Raw genomic sequence first — 16,157 nt, 5'->3', positions numbered from 1 at the left:
GGAGTTTTTTACATTTGATAAGAAGTATGATTAAAGCTACTTACTTTATAAGCTTTCGTATAGTAATCAATATTCGTATCCACTGTTTCTACTTTTACAACATCATAGCAATCTTCTTGCTTCACTAGAAATAAATAATATTCTTCTGTTGCCTCAATAATTGCAATACGATCTGTTTCAATATCATATTGTTCACAAAGTGCTTGCAACGCATTCACATAGTTACCTAATTTTTTCGTTTCATCCATTCCAAATATCGTTTGAACTAACATACACTCTCTCCCCTTTGTATGTACTGTTAACACCTTAATGATAACGCTTACATAAATGACCGTCAACAAAAAGCTTTGACCATATATAGTCAAAGCTTCCTTCTTATTTCGTCAATTGGTGTCTAAACGCATAAATAACCGCCTGTGTCCGGTCACTTACATTTAGCTTATTTAATATATTACTCACATGTGTCTTTACTGTTTTAAGGGCAATAAACAACTCATCTGCAATCTCTTGATTACTTTTCCCCTCTGCAATTAATAACAAAATTTCAGACTCTCTTTCTGTTAACTCCTCATGCAAAGGGTGTTCTTTCTTCTGACGCATACGAGACATCATTTTGCCAGTAACTTTCGGCTCTAATACCGTTTCCCCATCATAAGTAGCTCTTACAGCGTCTGCAATATCACTCGCTCTTGATGTTTTTAATAAATAACTTGTCGCTCCCGCCTCAATAACAGGATATAACTTTTCATCATCTAAAAAGCTCGTTACAACTACAATTTTCGCTTCTGGCCATTCTTGAATAATAGCACGTGTTGCTTCAACCCCGTCCATCTCATCCATAACAAGGTCCATTAAAATAATATCCGGTCTTAATTGCAAAGCTAACTCTGAACCTTTTCTTCCATTTTCAGCTTCTCCAACTACTTCAATATCTGGCTGCGTTGATAAATATGCTGATACACCCATTCGAACCATTTCATGATCATCAACTAGTAATACTTTTATCATGATTCTCCCCCCCCTCTCTCAATCATAATAGGTACTTTCACTTCTATTTGCGTACCTTTATTCGGAAAACTAAGAACTTTTAATGTACCACCAATTTCATGAACTCGCTCTTGCATTGACCTTAAACCGTATGAACCAGCCTTATTAACCCCAACTTTAAACCCAACACCGTCATCAATAATTTTCAAAATCGCATATTGATCAATTTTACGAAGGCGTACTTCGGTTTTCTTTGCCTTCGCATGCCGTAAAGTATTAGACAGCGCCTCTTGTACAATACGGAATAAATGATCCTCTACACCTTTTTTTAATTGAATCGGTTCAATTAACCATTCAATTTTCATATGTTGCTTTCTAGACAGTTCTGTTAATAATTCTTCTATACCCTCTGTTAGTTTCTTACCTTCTAACTGCACTGGGCGTAAATGAAGGAGCAATGCTCTCATTTCTGATTGTGCATTTACAACCATATTCTCAACAAGCTGCAACTGTTTTTTCGTCGTGTCTGGAATTTCAGCTACTTGTTCATTAATGGCTGACATCATCATCGACATTGCAAAAAGCTGCTGACTTACAGAATCATGCAGCTCTCTCGCTAATCGATGCCTTTCTTGAGAAATCGCTTCTTGTCTCATCTCTTCATTCCAATGGGCTCGTTCATTCGTTACTTTTTGAAATAGCCCAGCTTGCTCCTCTAAGCGACGAGCAAGACCAATTACTTTTCGTTCCACTTCATGAAATTCATCGTCCGCAGTAAATGAAACATCACTCGGAAAATTCCCTCGCTCTACTTCAAATAGAAAAGTATTTAATCCTTGTATACGCTGTTCTATATAATAACCGATTGCATATCCTACAATTCCTCCGATAAGAAGACTCGTACTCATAATAAACAAGCCAATTGGAACAGAAGCAATGGATTCTTTCCATAGTAAATCATAAACTTGTTGCTCGCTTTTCCATACATATACAATTGTACAAATAAGTGCGATACTTACAGAGGACAACATAGAATAACGAATATACATCCACGAAATATTCCTTTGTTTTTTCATTATACTTTCCTCACTTCCGTATCGCCTACGACAAGCGAAGAAATAATTTTAATACGACGAGGGGCTTCTTTATACTGTTCTGTTCTAAACGTAACATTACGGTTAAATCCTGTTTCTTCGTGTCCTGGCAGGAGCACTCGCCCAACAATAACAGAATGATTTAAAGACAATTCAATATCATATGGTACATATAAACGAATATTACCAATGACGCCCCGAATAACAATAACCGTTTCCCCCTCCGGAATCATAGCAGTTGTTAAATCAATCTCGACATCACAAGCGCCATATTGGACGTTAATATCCTCTAGTTCATAAATATGATCCATCATTCGTACATTACCTACAAACATATTTTTTATATACGGTTCTGTACGATATATTTGTTTTTCTTCATCTATATATCCCTTTTCTTTAATTTCAACTTTCATTGCTTTTTGCTGATGTCCTTGTTGAATAAGTTGATAACCAATTAAAGCTAAACAAGCAAACACAACAAGTACGAATGCTGCTGATGAAAATAAGAAGAATAAGAATACAATACCACCAACAAATAAAAATACATTCCCTCTTACATAACGGTTCTTCTTTCGATAATGTCTTCCAAACATAATCATAATAAATGCAAATATTAGACCACCTGGTTCAAAATGTCCAAGTAGCATATCAAGAAAAAGACCGAATCCAAATATGATGAGGAGCATCCCCATTAATTGTGTTTTTGAAAAGTGCTTCTTCATTTCAGCTCCCCCCTCTTTGTCACCTATACATAGAAGAAAAGGCATTGCTTTCCAACACCTTTTCTTCTATCACTATATCATAAGCCAGTTTTATTATATACTACAATTATTTTGTTACTTCTTTCGTTAACGATACTTCATTTTTCTCTTTCATTTCACGCTCTAGTTTTGCAATTTTCATATCAAATGTATCACGCTCATGCTCTTCATTTATACGAAGCTCTATGTCACGAATGTGATCTTCAATTTCTTCGAATCGTAAGAACGGATTATTTTCATCCATTTTATGCATAGCAGTATTCATACGGCGGTTTGCATGCGCCATATTTTCACGTGCCATTAATTCCATACGCTTTGCGTTCATTTCTTTTAATTTATTTTTCATTTCTGAAAGACGACGCTCTAACTCATCAATTTGCTCTACAACACCAGCATACATTTCTTCTAAGCGAGTTACTTGCCCTTCATAATACGCTACTTCTTCTAATGCACGTTCATGCAATTGCAATTCGCCTGCTTCTTGTGCGATGATAGCTTGCTTTGATCTTTTATTAATGAAATAACGTGCTTGCTCAAGCTCACGAGCGAAGTTAGATTTTAATGTTTTATGACGCTGAATTAACTTCTCAATTTTTGTTATTTCACGCTCACTATCGCGTAAATATTGGTTTAACATAGCAATTGGATTTTTTCTTTCTTTCTCATCTAACACATTATGAAAATCAGCTAAAATTGCATCGCGTACACGTCCTAATAAAGATTGTTTCATTATAATCTTCCTCTCTTCTACTTTATAATTTGATTTATTTTATATTAGTTTTTCATTAACTTGTTCCACTCATCTTCAAAGTTGCTATATGGTTTAGAACTTTCTGGAGCAGAATCAACAACTACATTTTTTCCTTTTTTCCACTCACGGTATCCGTAGTATAAAACTACTAATGCTGCGATACCGATTAATGCTGGGGAATGAGAAAGTGCAATGGACAAGCCGATCAAACCAACAATACCCCAAGCTAACTTTCCAAAAAATGATTTAGCTCGCACAAATGATTTATAGCTCCAGTACACAACTCCTGCTCCGATTGCGAATCCTATAATACCAGCAAGACTACCAAGAGCAATTAAAGCCAAAATACCGGCCGCGATAAACGCTAGAAATTGTTTCATCTTGTGCTTGCCTCCCTTCGATTTGATACTCTTATCTTAACTATTTTTTCATTTTTTCATAACGAGCTTAAGAACTGTTTTCAACTCAGACTTAAGACTGAGTTGAATTCAGCCTCTCTCAAAACGAACATGTATTCGATGTGTATAGATACAGAAAAATTCTTATTCAATAACGGGTGATAATCTCAACTTGCGCGTCCAAAAAATTAGCAATACGTACAAACGTTTATTAAATTACATTAAAAATATTATTAAGAAAATTATGTTAAAATACATCAGAAGGCTATATTTAAATTAAAGGGGATATATCATGAATTTACACATTACGAAAGAAATCAATACCACCGCTAAAAACTATATAAACAATCAGCTTTATGAATATAATTTAAAGCACTTTCCATCTGATTTAAGAGACAGATACTTAGAGATTCATTTATTTCTTAAAGATGAAAATAGTAAGATACGCGGGGGAATATTAGGTGAAGTCTGTTGGAATTGGTTAGAGATTCACTCTTTTATCATCGATGAAGATATACGTGCATTAGGGTATGGAACTAAACTGTTATTAGAAGTAGAAAAAATTGCTTTAGAAAGAAATTGTGATTTTATAAAAGTTGACACTTTAAGCTTTCAAGCATTAGATTTCTATAAAAAATACGGTTATAAAGAGTATGGTATCCTCGATAACGTAGGAAGAGATTATAAGCACTACTATTTGAAAAAGGATTTATAAATAATAAAAAACGCTCAGAGAATGTTCTCCGAGCGTTTTCAACTGCTAATAATAAATGTCTCTTTATTTTATGCAGTTTTATGATACTCTTTTTTTTCCGCCACTTTAGAAAACCTCGGGAAACCAATTAATATAGAAATGATTCCACATACTCCAACTAAAATTGGATAAAATGCATATGGTAACAATTCGACCGGAGATAACGCAGCAAATCCTGCCGCTGTTAACATTTGAGCACCATATGGGATTAACCCTTGTATACAGCAAGAGAAAAGATCCAGTACACTCGCTGATTTACGGGGATCAATTTCATACTGATCCGCAATATTTTTCGCAAGCGGACCTGTAAAAATGATAGAGATTGTATTATTTGCTGTACACATATTCGTCATACTCACTAAGCCAGCAATACCAAACTCCGCTCCTTTTTTCGAACGAATATTACGTGTTAAAAGATTCATTAAATATTGAATGCCGCCATTATACTGGATAAGTTCAACCATACCACCGATTAAAATGGCAAGTAACACTAACTCCATCATACCGCCCATTCCAGTCGTTACACTTTTAAAGAAACTCTCTAACGTATAACTTCCATCTATAAGACCGATAACACCAGATAGTACAGTTCCACCAGTTAATACAATGAGTACATTCCAGCCAAGTAGCGCCGTAACAAGTACACCTGCATATGGTAAAATCTTCACCCAATCAAACGTATGAGCTTTAATTTCTGTATCATTTCCTAAAGTAATCATTACTAATAGTACAATTGTAATGACTGCAGCTGGCAATACAATTAAAAAATTCGTTTTAAACTTATCTTTCATTTCTGTTCCTTGCGAACGAACAGCAGCAATTGTCGTATCAGAAATAAATGATAAATTATCGCCAAACATCGCTCCGCCCACAACAGTAGCCATCGTAAGCGCAATTGAGATATCAGTTTGCCCACTAATACCTACAGCAATCGGTGCTAATGCAGCAATTGTTCCCATTGAAGTTCCCATCGCTAATGAAATAAATGCCCCTATAACAAAAATTCCAGCAACGATAAATCCTTGGGGTAAAATAGATAACGCTAAGTTAACAGTGGAATCGACTCCGCCCATCCCTTTTGCTGTTTCAGAAAACGCCCCTGCAAGTACAAAAATCAGAACCATGATCATAATATCAGGGTTTCCTGCACCTTTAGCAAATCGTTCTACTTTCACATTAAAGCTTTCTTTACGATTCATCACTAAAGCGATTCCTACAGCAATTGAAATCGCTACAAGTATCGGCAATTTATAGAAATCACCTGTAATAATCCCAGAACCAATAAATAGCGCCAAAAATATTCCAAGTGGTAATAAAGCTAAACCATTTCCTCTCGTTTCTTTCAAAGTATCATCTCTCCCTAGTTTTCAACCTTTTCTAATAAACAACAAAAGACCTCTTCCAATGAGAAGAGGTCTTATACATCTATAAGAAACGCTCTTCTCATCTTTCAAGCACATGCTTGCTGGATTTGGCACAGCACTCTGAAATCGAGTCCGCTGCCGAGGCATCGTAGGGCCAGTCCCTCCGCCTCTCTTTATAAGAAGGTTTCATATTTAATTTTTAATAATAATTTCTTTCCTAACTTTACTCGCTTACAAAACAAAAGTCAATTATTTTTTGTATAGTTTTTTTGGTAATTATACAAAAAGGTGAATAAACCAATCATTTTAACTTTTTAATTTCTTTATCCAATATTGAGATCCAATAAAATTTTCTATTTTTTATAGTCGCTATAATCCATTTTGTTGTATTCCATGCTAACTCATATTCTTCCTTTGTAACATCACCAATTTTATAAGCATCCTCTAACTCGTCTTCATCCAATACATAGATTTCACCGTTCGGTAACAATACTACATCTAAGTATAAATCATCAAAATAAGGTAAACCACGATCGTCTATTTTAAATTCTTTCGTCACATCGATATAATATTGCACTAATTGTTTTTGATTGTCTAACATAGCTGTAATTGCAAAGTTTTTCCCGTTTATAAAATATTGCATCCATGTATACCCATCACCTGCAATGCAAAGCTCTTTACTATTGTATTCTTTATAACTAGGCTCTCTCACCTTTTTTATATCCAATATTCCTAACATACCTGCTTCAGCTTGTTTTACTGTGTATGTCTTCTCTAGTAATCGCTTCCACGTAGAACCATCACCGTACTTACGTTTCATAACTTTCTCTCCTCTTCTACATACAGAAAAGCTCTCACATAATATGTGAGAGCTTTTCAAATCATAATTAAGCCGCTTGACCCTTTTCAGATATCTCTTTTAAATAGGCTTGTCCTTTTTCAGCGTCATATTGACCTTCCCACTTAGACATAACTACAGCCGCTAAAGAGTTACCTACAACGTTAACTGCTGTACGAGCCATATCTAGAATACGGTCAATACCTGCGATAAACGCTAAGCCTTCTGCCGGGATACCTACTGTACCAAGTGTTGCTAATAATACAACGAATGATACGCCTGGTACACCCGCGATACCTTTTGATGTAACCATTAATACAAGTAATAATGTAATTTGTTCTGTAATGGATAATTCAATACCGTACATTTGTGCTAAGAAAATTGCCGCAATTGCTTGATATAAAGTTGATCCATCTAAGTTAAATGAATAACCTGTCGGAATAACGAAAGATGTAATTGCTTTCGGACAACCGAATTTCTCCATTTTCTCCATAATTTTCGGTAAAACTGTTTCTGAACTCGCAGTAGAATACGCAAGAATAAGCTCGTCTTTTAAAATTTTAAAGAATTGGAAAATGTTAATACCGAATATTTTCGCTGTAAGTCCTAATACAACTACAACGAAGAAGATCATTGCTCCGTATACTACAATGAGTAATTTCCCTAATGGAATTAATGAAGATAAACCGAATGTAGAAACTGTTACACCAATTAATGCGAATACACCAAACGGTGCAAATTTCATAACTTGGTTAGTCACGTAAAACATCGCATCTGCTACACCTTGGAAAAATTGAAGAACCGGTCTTCCTCTTTCACCAATCGCCGCAACTCCTAAACCAAATAGTACAGAGAAGAAGATAATAGCAAGCATATCGCCTTCAGCTAATGATTTCATAATATTCGTTGGAACGATATTCACAAATGTATCTGCAAACGAATGACTTTGTACTTGAGCCGTTGTTTCTGCATATTTAGAAATATCAGTCTTCGTCAATTGATCCATATTCACGCCTTTTCCTGGTTGGAAAATGTTCGCTATTAATAGACCAACAACAATTGCAAGTGTTGTAATAATTTCAAAGTAAAGAATTGTTTTTCCGCCTAGTCGGCCTAACTTCTTAACATCGCCAACACCAGCAACACCAACAACGATACTTGCTACAACAATCGGTACAACGATCATTTTAATTAATCGGATGAAAATATCACCAATTGGTTGTAAGTACTTCACCACTTCCGGATTGCCAAAGAAAATCGCCCCAACTGCAATACCAAGCGCAAGTCCTATTAAAATTTGCCATGCAAGTCCTATTCTTTTCATACTTGTTGTAACCCCCTCTTCGATGTGTCACTCTATCTCTCATTCTATCTCTATAAAACATGAAATTAAGAGTATTACATATTATTCGACAATTCACTACATTTTGTCCCTGTTAAAAATCATAAATCAAAATTTAAAATCTGACAACAAAATAAGTTTGCCCGAATACAAATAATTTTCTTGACAAAAACAAAGCCCATGTCAGAAAACCTCACATGAGAACGATTCCTTACTAGTGATTTAAAGGTTTTCAAAGTAATGTTTCACCATGGAAAACTCCATCATTTCCCATGACTTTTTTAGAAAAAATAGAAATTGATACCTTTTTCTATACATTCAAGAATTTTAACTTTATGACAAACACTACGAAAAGATACTAAATTCCGACAAAACTTAGCAAATTTATAAAGTTTTCTTTACATTATGATTACAACGATAGACACCCTTCTTCTTCTTATGATATATACATTCATAGGGAAAGGAGCAAGACAACAATGAAAAAGAAATTTGCAGCATTTAGTGTTTTAGCAGCTGGAACGATTTTCGTTTCCCCGTTACTTTCACCCGTATACGCTGAAACGAATGAAAATAAATTATCTAATATTCAATCCGAATTAGAAGGCAAACAAAATGACTTACAAAATAAATCAGCTGAGAAAGAACAAATAGAAAAAGAAATCCAGGAATTACAAAAGAAAATCGACGAATTAACTACTTCTATTAATAAAAACGAAGCTGAATTAAACGATACAAAAAAAGAAATTAGCAACACACAGCAAACAATTGCTGAAAAAAAGAAACATATCGAGCAATTACAAACAAACATAGATACACGTCAAGAGGTTATTAAACAACGGCTACAATCTATGCAAGAGAAGCCTCGTACGAGTATCATTACAGAAGTAATAACAAGCTCTGCAAATATTGCCGATCTTGTTGATAATATGTACTCCGTAAGTTTAATTTTAAATAACGATACAGATATTGTGAAAAAGCAAACAAGTGATCAAAATGCCGTGACGACAGAAAAAGAAGCTGTTGAGAAAAAAGAGCAACAATTGAAAGAATCTGAACAAAAATTAGAACAAAAACAACAAGAGTTACAAAGTAATCAACAACAGCAACAAACTCTTATTAAAGATCTACATACGAAAGTATCAAAAGTAGATTCCGAGATTGAAGGATTAGAAGAGTCACAAGGTATTTTAGAAAACCAGCGTCAAGCTGTTCAAAAAGCAATTGAAGAAGAAAAACGTGCGGAAGAAGCTCGGAAAGCTGAAGAGGCACGCAAGGCTGAGGAAGCAAAAAAACAAGCCGCCGCTTCTGCTAAAGAAAGCACACAATCCACACCAACACCGCAAGATACGAACAAAGGTGGATTTATTAAGCCAGCCGCTGGATCAAAAACTTCTGGATTCGGCGCACGTTCTTTAGATAACCATAAAGGAATCGATATCGCAGCTTCGGGAACAGTTCCAATTATTGCCGCTGCAGATGGCGTTGTTATCCGTTCAGAATTATCCTCTAGTTACGGAAACGTTGTTTACTTATCTCACCGTGTTAACGGAAAAACATATACGACAGTGTATGCACATATGAATAGCCGCTCTGTATCCAATGGACAAACTGTAAAACAAGGCGATCAACTTGGCTTTATGGGAAATACCGGTCAATCTTACGGACAACATTTACACTTCGAACTTCATATTGGGGAATGGAATGTTGGTAAGACAAACGCAGTTGATCCGTCTCCTTATATCGGATTATAAAAAAACTCGGTGCATACCGAGTTTTTTTTACTACTTCACACTTTTTAGGCATTTTACATAAACTACAACTAAATGCCTATATTTTGCGGGGTGATAAATATGAATACACAATTACAAGAAGAAATAGAAGAAGCTAGAGAAACATACATCGGCCGGTTATTTACATTCGGGGGCTCAGCGTTATTTTTAATTGGATCATTTATCGCAGTTGTCACAGCTTATAAAGCATATAATCGCTTATTAAATACTTCTACAACATAATAAAAAGACGGAGAAATCTCCGTCTTTTTATTATGCAAATATTTTAAATACGCCTACCGCATTTAAAAATACGATAATTACAGTTACCGGAATGACATAACGAAGTAAGAAGAACCAAATGTTAAATAATGTTTTCCCTTTCGTATCCGTAACTTCTAATTCTTTCATTAATAACTCTTTACTCATTTTATTTGGTACGAATAGCGAAATGGCTAGTACTCCTAATGGCAGTAATACATTACTTACCGAAAAATCGACGAAATCAAAGAATGTCTTACCAAATATTTTCACATCACTCATAATTCCAAACGATAACGCTGATGGAATTCCAACTGCAAAAATAAGAATACCAATTAATAACGAAGCTGACGGACGCTTCTTCTCATTATCTTTCGCAACAGATGCTACTACAATTTCAAGCATTGAAATAGCAGATGTTAAAGTCGCAAAGAAGAATAACACTAAAAACATAATGAAGAAAAATTGTCCAAATGGAATTTTCGCAAAGACAGCAGGAAGAACGATAAACAGTAGCCCTGGTCCTTCTGTCGGTTTAACTCCTAATGCGAAAATCGCCGGAAAAATCGCTAATCCTGCAAGTACTGTAATAAATACAGTTAAACTTACAATAGATGTTGCTGATTTAGCTAAATGCTCTTCTTTCTTTAAATACGAACTATACGTTACCATTACCGAGGCACCTACCGTTAGTGAGAAGAAAGATTGTCCCATCGCATATAAAATCGTATCTGCTGTAAGCTTTGAAAAATCTGGTTTTAAGAAGAACTCTACCCCAGCCATAGCACCATCAAGTGTTAACGCACGAATAATGATAGCAATAAATAAAATGAATAATAGCGGCATCATGTACTTACTTGCTTTTTCTATGCCTTTTTCCACACCTTTACTAACAACAAAAATGGTACAAAGCATAAAGATGAATTGCGCCCCAATCGCACTTACTGGATTTGAAATTGTTTCAGCAAACAATTTCCCATAATCGACTACTCCGTTCCAGAAACTACCTGTGACACTATAGTATAAATAAAGTAAAATCCATCCACCTACAACACTATAAAAAGATAGTACGCTAAAACAAGTAACAACTCCCATACGACCAATCCAAGGATATAACTTGCTATTCGGTACTAATACTTTATAAGCTGTAACTGCCTCTTTTTGAGTACTACGGCCAATAACAAATTCAGCTAAAAGAAGAGGCATACCAATAAATAAAGTTAATAGTAAGAATACAAGGAAGAATGCGCCTCCCCCTCCATTACCTGCAACATATGGAAACTTCCATATTGCACCAAGACCTACTGCGGCTCCGGCTGCTGCGAGTACAAATCCAATTTTCGACGTCCATTGCTGTGTTTCTTTCATCATAATTTCTCCTTTTCTGAATATTATAACTTTTATTAATTATACACTTTCATTTCATACTCGCACACCTCCTTTAGAAAATAAAAAAGTCCCCTACACGCAAATATGCATGTAGAGGACGATATATGTAATATAAATACCGTGGTACCACCTCAATTGGATTGATAAATCCCACTTGTTCAAGCACAGGAAAATTCCGATACTCTATCCTTTTAACGGCGGAACCCGGGTTGCCTACTGCAATGTTCAGCATACCTCTCGCAAGCCCATTCTGTATATTTTATCGTACCGGGCTCACACCTTACCCCAGTTCTCTGAACGCCTCAAATATACGTACTCTTCTTGCTCATCGATTTCATCTATTGAAGTTACTTGTGATTATAAATTATATTTTTATATTTGTAAAGCACAATTCACTCACTATCCTATATAAATTCCCCTCTCTAATTCTTGTAAAAAAAGCTCTCTTTTTTGTTCACTTTGAACATATATCGACTTTAATACTTCTTGCAACAATATATTTTTTTGCCTTTTCTCTACTTGTAATTCTTTCACTTTTATTCTAACTTCATATAAAAAATCAAGATACGATTCATACTTCTCATCATATTTATTTGCGATATCATCACGGATTTTTTTTGCAAGTTTCGGACTTGCCCCTCCAGTAGAAACAGCTACATTAAGTAGTCCACGATGAATTGCCGCCGGAAAATGAACATTTCCACTTTCCGGATTCGTAATAACATTTACCAATTGATTTACCGAGGCATCTTCAGCAATTTGTTCATTTAGTACCGAATCGCTAGTCGCTGCAACTACTAAAAAAGCATCTTTAATATCACTTTTCTCATACTCTCTTTGATACCAACGAATTTGCTTTTCTTCTACAAGTTTCACTAAATTCGCATCTAATTCTGTACTTACCACAACTATATCCGCACCTTGTTTTAGTAAAGGAATAATTTTAAACCCTGCTACTTTCCCTCCACCAATGACAACAACACGTTTCTTATCAACTCGCACTGTAAGTGGATACATATTGATCTCCCTTCAATATTTCCTCTGTTTTCTGAATTAACATCTCTCGAAACGCTACATTCTTTCCTAAATATGGACTTATTTTTATCTCTCCCGACTCATATTGACACACTTCTTTCTCAACATGCTTCATGAGTAAGCCTGTAAATAATAAGTAAGGTAACACAACAATGTTTCGTTCTTTTTGTTCTACAATTTCTTTCAACTTCTCATCAAACTTCGGCTCCGCGGCTGCTAAATAACAGACTTCCACCTCTTTAATGTTCTCTTCTTTTTGAAATAAAGAAGAAATCCACTTTATGTCTTGTAAAGTTTCCGGATCACTACTCCCTCTTGCAACAAGCAAAAGTGTTACTTCTTCATATTCTTTAATGCCACTGCCGTTATATACCGCTTTTACAAACACTTCTGATACACCAAATGGATTACCATACACTATTTTGATATCCGGATATTCCTCGTTTAACTTTCGTAATTCAAGCGGAATATCTTTCTTTACATGTCCTGCCGCTAATAAAAAAACAGGAATAGCAACAATCTCTGTAGCACCACGCTTCACACATGTACGAAATCCTTCTTCAATAGAAGGACTCGCTAGCTCTAAAAAACAAATTTCTTGAATATTTGCCTCTACACGGTTCATACATGACGTAATAAATGCAACCGCTTCTTCTTTTGCTGCTTTCAAACGACTTCCATGACATATATATATAACAGCCTTCATTTTACAATACTCCGCTTACTTGATATGCATTTTCCGTTTGTTTCTCAAACCAATGTATCTTTTCTCTAAAACGGACAACTTCTCCAATAATAATCATACTCGGATTTTGAATTTGTTTTTTTTTGGCAACATCTACAATTGTTCCTAACGTCGCTGTAACGGTGCGCTGCATAGATGTCGTTCCCCACTCAATGATAGCGGCGGGTGTACTTTGATCTTTTCCATGTTTTATTAGTTGTTCACATATGTAAGGTAAATTACTAACCCCCATATAGACCGCTAATGTATCTACACCTTTCGCTAAACTTTCCCACTTCACTTCCTCTTCAGCCCCTTCTTTCCGGTGCCCTGTCACAACAGCAAAACTTGCACTTGCATCGCGGTGCGTTACTGGAATTCCAGCGTAAGCAGGAGCAGCTATACCAGCTGAAATACCAGGAATAATTTCAAATGGGATACTTTGCTTCGCTAACGCTTCAGCTTCTTCTCCACCTCTTCCAAATACAAATGGATCTCCACCCTTAAGCCTCGTTACAACTTTTCCTTTTTTCGCATATTTAATAAGAAATGTGTTAATTGTCTCTTGCTTCATCGTGTGATAATTCGGGAGTTTCCCGCAATAAATTAAATCTGCTTCAGGCTTTGCATAAGAAAGTAACTCTTTATTCACAAGGCGGTCATACAAAATAACGTCCGACTTCTCGATACATTTCAATCCTTTAACAGTAATTAAATCTGGATCACCAGGACCCGCCCCAACGATATAAACCTTCCCCATCATCTCTCCTCATTTCTACTATAAAATGAAACTTCCACTCTTCATCACGAATGGAAGTTACTCTTATTTCGTGTTACACTGCTCCTTACTCGTGAATAACAAATGCCGCACCTTTTCGAATCTTCTTTTTTTCATATAAAGAGAGTTCTTTCACTTCTGGTAGCGGTAAAAAGTATTTTTCAAGTTCTATCTCTGCAAGCTTAAATGCTTGTTCTTCACTTTGAGCAACAACGACTATCGGAACAACACTATTCGCTAATACAGCTTCAAATCGATATAAATCCATATTGTCCCTCCTAAGACTCTATTACTTCTTCTAATACACGATTTAGTACAATTTGTAATTCTTCCACTCCAACACGTCCTACGAAATCATAAAACGTTTCGGCTAGTAATTTATTCTTTTGGAAATAACTTAAAAAGGACACGAGAACATCCGGCAAATCTTCTCCATCTATTTTCCCTTTTAATTTTTCGTTATATGCTCCTCCGTCTAATAGCGTTCCGCCCACATATATTTCAAACGCCTCAACGATTCCCTTTTCCTTCGTTTTCAGTTTTACCCCTTGCAAACCAATATCAGCAATTTGACGTTGACCACAGGAGTTCGGGCATCCTACCATATGAATTCGAACTGGAACATCGAGTGCAATTTGTGTATCTAAGTACTCTGCGATTTTGCGTAATCTTTCTTTCGTTTCTACTAACGCAAGATTGCAATACTCAATACCAGTACATGAAACCGCATGACCAATAAATGATTTCGGATTTGCAGAAATTGCTTCAAACAACGGTTCACTTAATAATCCTGCAACATTTTCTGGCGGAATATTCGGAACAATGAAGTTTTGAGAGTTACAAGTTCGAATTTGCCCGTTTCCATATTTCTTTGCAATTCTTGCAATCTCAAACATTTCCTCTGCATGCAAACGCCCTACTGGTACATTAAAGCCGACATACTTTAATCCTTCTTGTTTTTGATCTTGAACGCCATAAAAGTATCCTGCATTCCAGCCTTTGAGAGCACTTTCCCCTTTACTTTGCAATGGGCCTGTGTATTCTACTAGTTTCTCTTTAAATTTCTCAGCGCCCCAGTCAGCGACAAGAAATTTCAAACGTGCTAAGTGGCGTTTTTCACGATATCCAAAATCACGGAATATAGTAGCAATTGCAATCGATACTGCCTTCACTTCTTCTGGTAAAACGAATACATCTAATTCTTCCGCTAAGTACGGACGAGCTGATAAGCCTCCGCCTACTTTTATATGAAAACCAACTTTTTTCTCACCATCTATTTCTTTCGTAGCAGGTGTAAATGCCACACAGTTAATCTCTGCATTTGCTGAATTATAAATGTTAGAACTAATAGACATTTTAAATTTACGTGGTAGATTAGAAAACTCTTCATTATGTTGGAAGTAATCGTATATTTCTTTAACAATCGATGTTGTATCAAATAGTTCATTCGCATCAATTCCAGCAAGTGGATTACCTGTAATATTACGCGTAATATCACCACATGCCCCTGCTGAAGATAAACCAACTCTCGCTAATCTTTTAAAAATATCCGGAATTTGCCCAATTTCTAACCAATGAAACTGAATCGCCTGTCTTGTCGTAATATCTAACACATCACGCCCATAATCTTCAGCGATAGAAGCAAGTGCTTCTGCCTGTGCATTTGTAATAATCCCAGAAGGAATATTAACACGCATCATAAAATATCCTGCTTCTTTCGGACGTTGTAAATACAATCCTGCCCATTTAAAGGAGTCCCACTCTTCTTGCGGAATAGATTCAAATCCATTCTCCGCATAATACGGAATATCATTAAAGATTTCTAATCCATCTTTTTCTAATTTCTTTTTCTCGGACGGATTCATTTTTTCATTATTTGCCCATACTTTTTCATACCTCATCTTTTATCCCC

At 35.7% G+C, this 16,157-nt stretch carries 18 protein-coding genes, 1 riboswitch and 1 other annotated feature; of the genes, 3 read left to right on the top strand and 15 right to left on the bottom strand.

Annotation, left to right across the window (positions count from 1 at the left end; all coding sequences use genetic code 11):
• Positions 1-8: 8 nt before the first annotated feature.
• The 6 genes from MR071_RS19180 to MR071_RS19155 all read right to left on the bottom strand — a co-directional run bounded on the left by MR071_RS19180 (position 9) and on the right by MR071_RS19155 (position 3,973).
• On the bottom strand, positions 9-365 hold the full coding sequence (locus tag MR071_RS19180) for a DUF3992 domain-containing protein (RefSeq protein ID WP_002126339.1): 357 nt from the start codon (positions 363-365) through the stop codon (positions 9-11).
• A 10-nt stretch (positions 366-375) separates the two neighbouring features.
• On the bottom strand, positions 376-1,008 hold the full coding sequence (locus MR071_RS19175) for a response regulator (protein WP_103591984.1): 633 nt from the start codon (positions 1,006-1,008) through the stop codon (positions 376-378).
• Positions 1,005-2,063, bottom strand: a complete 1,059-nt coding sequence (locus MR071_RS19170; protein ID WP_105584062.1) for a sensor histidine kinase — start codon at positions 2,061-2,063, stop codon at positions 1,005-1,007. Before MR071_RS19170 ends, MR071_RS19175 begins: the two co-directional genes overlap by 4 nt.
• Positions 2,063-2,803 (bottom strand): cell wall-active antibiotics response protein LiaF, encoded by a 741-nt coding sequence (gene liaF / locus MR071_RS19165; protein ID WP_105584063.1) that lies wholly within the window; start codon positions 2,801-2,803, stop codon positions 2,063-2,065. The genes MR071_RS19170 and liaF overlap by 1 nt, the downstream gene beginning before the upstream one ends.
• 106 nt (positions 2,804-2,909) lie before the next feature.
• Positions 2,910-3,572, bottom strand: a complete 663-nt coding sequence (locus tag MR071_RS19160) for a PspA/IM30 family protein (RefSeq protein ID WP_242237600.1) — start codon at positions 3,570-3,572, stop codon at positions 2,910-2,912.
• A gap of 44 nt (positions 3,573-3,616) precedes the next feature.
• Positions 3,617-3,973 (bottom strand): lmo0954 family membrane protein, encoded by a 357-nt coding sequence (locus tag MR071_RS19155; RefSeq protein WP_105584065.1) that lies wholly within the window; start codon positions 3,971-3,973, stop codon positions 3,617-3,619.
• Between the two features lie 310 nt (positions 3,974-4,283).
• On the opposite strand from MR071_RS19155, the gene MR071_RS19150 reads away from it, so the two are divergent.
• Positions 4,284-4,706, top strand: a complete 423-nt coding sequence (locus tag MR071_RS19150; RefSeq protein WP_105584066.1) for a GNAT family N-acetyltransferase — start codon at positions 4,284-4,286, stop codon at positions 4,704-4,706.
• 68 nt (positions 4,707-4,774) lie between these two features.
• Here the strand turns inward: MR071_RS19150 and MR071_RS19145 are convergent, their stop codons facing one another.
• The 3 genes from MR071_RS19145 to gltP form a co-directional block, all read right to left on the bottom strand.
• Entirely contained in the window at positions 4,775-6,091 is a 1,317-nt protein-coding gene (locus MR071_RS19145; protein WP_105584067.1) for a Na+/H+ antiporter NhaC family protein, read from the bottom strand.
• A gap of 94 nt (positions 6,092-6,185) precedes the next feature.
• A riboswitch (SAM riboswitch) is annotated at positions 6,186-6,291 on the bottom strand.
• 119 nt (positions 6,292-6,410) lie between these two features.
• The gene (locus MR071_RS19140; RefSeq protein WP_105584068.1) at positions 6,411-6,929 is read right to left on the bottom strand and encodes a ribonuclease FAU-1 family protein; all 519 of its coding nucleotides are present in this window, start codon (positions 6,927-6,929) and stop codon (positions 6,411-6,413) included.
• Positions 6,930-6,996: 67 nt separating this feature from the next.
• Positions 6,997-8,271: a glutamate/aspartate:proton symporter GltP gene (gltP, locus tag MR071_RS19135; protein WP_105584069.1), complete on the bottom strand. Its 1,275-nt coding sequence runs from the start codon at positions 8,269-8,271 to the stop codon at positions 6,997-6,999.
• A 494-nt stretch (positions 8,272-8,765) separates the two neighbouring features.
• Here gltP and MR071_RS19130 point away from each other — a divergent pair, with 494 nt between their 5' ends.
• On the top strand, positions 8,766-10,040 hold the full coding sequence (locus MR071_RS19130; RefSeq protein WP_242237598.1) for a murein hydrolase activator EnvC family protein: 1,275 nt from the start codon (positions 8,766-8,768) through the stop codon (positions 10,038-10,040).
• Positions 10,041-10,139: 99 nt separating this feature from the next.
• Positions 10,140-10,301, top strand: a complete 162-nt coding sequence (locus tag MR071_RS19125) for a hypothetical protein (RefSeq protein ID WP_002158647.1) — start codon at positions 10,140-10,142, stop codon at positions 10,299-10,301.
• Between the two features lie 30 nt (positions 10,302-10,331).
• On the opposite strand, the gene MR071_RS19120 is transcribed toward MR071_RS19125, so the two are convergent.
• The 6 genes from MR071_RS19120 to MR071_RS19095 all read right to left on the bottom strand — a co-directional run bounded on the left by MR071_RS19120 (position 10,332) and on the right by MR071_RS19095 (position 16,146).
• Positions 10,332-11,687, bottom strand: a complete 1,356-nt coding sequence (locus tag MR071_RS19120; protein ID WP_242237595.1) for a sodium-dependent transporter — start codon at positions 11,685-11,687, stop codon at positions 10,332-10,334.
• A gap of 111 nt (positions 11,688-11,798) precedes the next feature.
• Positions 11,799-12,046: a binding site (T-box leader), on the bottom strand.
• 61 nt (positions 12,047-12,107) lie between these two features.
• Entirely contained in the window at positions 12,108-12,725 is a 618-nt protein-coding gene (locus MR071_RS19115) for an NAD(P)-binding protein (protein WP_105584072.1), read from the bottom strand.
• A complete protein-coding gene (locus MR071_RS19110; protein WP_242237594.1) occupies positions 12,700-13,449 on the bottom strand; it encodes a sirohydrochlorin chelatase in 750 nt (249 codons plus the stop codon). The genes MR071_RS19115 and MR071_RS19110 overlap by 26 nt, the downstream gene beginning before the upstream one ends.
• A gap of 1 nt (position 13,450) precedes the next feature.
• Positions 13,451-14,227, bottom strand: a complete 777-nt coding sequence (gene cobA, locus MR071_RS19105; protein ID WP_242237592.1) for a uroporphyrinogen-III C-methyltransferase — start codon at positions 14,225-14,227, stop codon at positions 13,451-13,453.
• Between the two features lie 85 nt (positions 14,228-14,312).
• Positions 14,313-14,513 carry a DUF3906 family protein gene (locus tag MR071_RS19100; protein WP_070141468.1) on the bottom strand — a complete coding sequence of 67 codons (201 nt, stop codon included), beginning with the start codon at positions 14,511-14,513 and terminating at the stop codon, positions 14,313-14,315.
• Between the two features lie 10 nt (positions 14,514-14,523).
• Positions 14,524-16,146: a nitrite/sulfite reductase gene (locus tag MR071_RS19095; RefSeq protein ID WP_242237589.1), complete on the bottom strand. Its 1,623-nt coding sequence runs from the start codon at positions 16,144-16,146 to the stop codon at positions 14,524-14,526.
• Between the last annotated feature and the right edge of the window lie 11 nt (positions 16,147-16,157).

Source organism: Bacillus cereus group sp. BfR-BA-01316 (genome assembly GCF_022664195.1).
Lineage (GTDB): Bacteria > Bacillota > Bacilli > Bacillales > Bacillaceae_G > Bacillus_A.
The sequence above is the reverse complement of the archived record's forward strand: the minus strand, read 5'-3'. Positions and strand labels throughout refer to the sequence as shown.

What these genes read in the sequence shown, in the direction of transcription:
- MR071_RS19125 (WP_002158647.1), top strand. Translation starts at nt 10,140, where the DNA reads ATGAATACACAATTACAAGAAGAAATAGAAGAAGCTAGAGAAACATAC.
- MR071_RS19115 (WP_105584072.1), bottom strand. Translation starts at nt 12,725, where the DNA reads ATGTATCCACTTACAGTGCGAGTTGATAAGAAACGTGTTGTTGTCATT.
- MR071_RS19140 (WP_105584068.1), bottom strand. Translation starts at nt 6,929, where the DNA reads ATGAAACGTAAGTACGGTGATGGTTCTACGTGGAAGCGATTACTAGAG.
- MR071_RS19110 (WP_242237594.1), bottom strand. Translation starts at nt 13,449, where the DNA reads ATGAAGGCTGTTATATATATATGTCATGGAAGTCGTTTGAAAGCAGCA.
- MR071_RS19100 (WP_070141468.1), bottom strand. Translation starts at nt 14,513, where the DNA reads ATGGATTTATATCGATTTGAAGCTGTATTAGCGAATAGTGTTGTTCCG.
- MR071_RS19150 (WP_105584066.1), top strand. Translation starts at nt 4,284, where the DNA reads ATGAATTTACACATTACGAAAGAAATCAATACCACCGCTAAAAACTAT.
- MR071_RS19130 (WP_242237598.1), top strand. Translation starts at nt 8,766, where the DNA reads ATGAAAAAGAAATTTGCAGCATTTAGTGTTTTAGCAGCTGGAACGATT.
- MR071_RS19095 (WP_242237589.1), bottom strand. Translation starts at nt 16,146, where the DNA reads ATGAGGTATGAAAAAGTATGGGCAAATAATGAAAAAATGAATCCGTCC.
- cobA (WP_242237592.1), bottom strand. Translation starts at nt 14,227, where the DNA reads ATGGGGAAGGTTTATATCGTTGGGGCGGGTCCTGGTGATCCAGATTTA.
- gltP (WP_105584069.1), bottom strand. Translation starts at nt 8,271, where the DNA reads ATGAAAAGAATAGGACTTGCATGGCAAATTTTAATAGGACTTGCGCTT.
- MR071_RS19170 (WP_105584062.1), bottom strand. Translation starts at nt 2,063, where the DNA reads ATGAAAAAACAAAGGAATATTTCGTGGATGTATATTCGTTATTCTATG.
- MR071_RS19160 (WP_242237600.1), bottom strand. Translation starts at nt 3,572, where the DNA reads ATGAAACAATCTTTATTAGGACGTGTACGCGATGCAATTTTAGCTGAT.
- MR071_RS19175 (WP_103591984.1), bottom strand. Translation starts at nt 1,008, where the DNA reads ATGATAAAAGTATTACTAGTTGATGATCATGAAATGGTTCGAATGGGT.
- liaF (WP_105584063.1), bottom strand. Translation starts at nt 2,803, where the DNA reads ATGAAGAAGCACTTTTCAAAAACACAATTAATGGGGATGCTCCTCATC.
- MR071_RS19120 (WP_242237595.1), bottom strand. Translation starts at nt 11,687, where the DNA reads ATGAAAGAAACACAGCAATGGACGTCGAAAATTGGATTTGTACTCGCA.
- MR071_RS19155 (WP_105584065.1), bottom strand. Translation starts at nt 3,973, where the DNA reads ATGAAACAATTTCTAGCGTTTATCGCGGCCGGTATTTTGGCTTTAATT.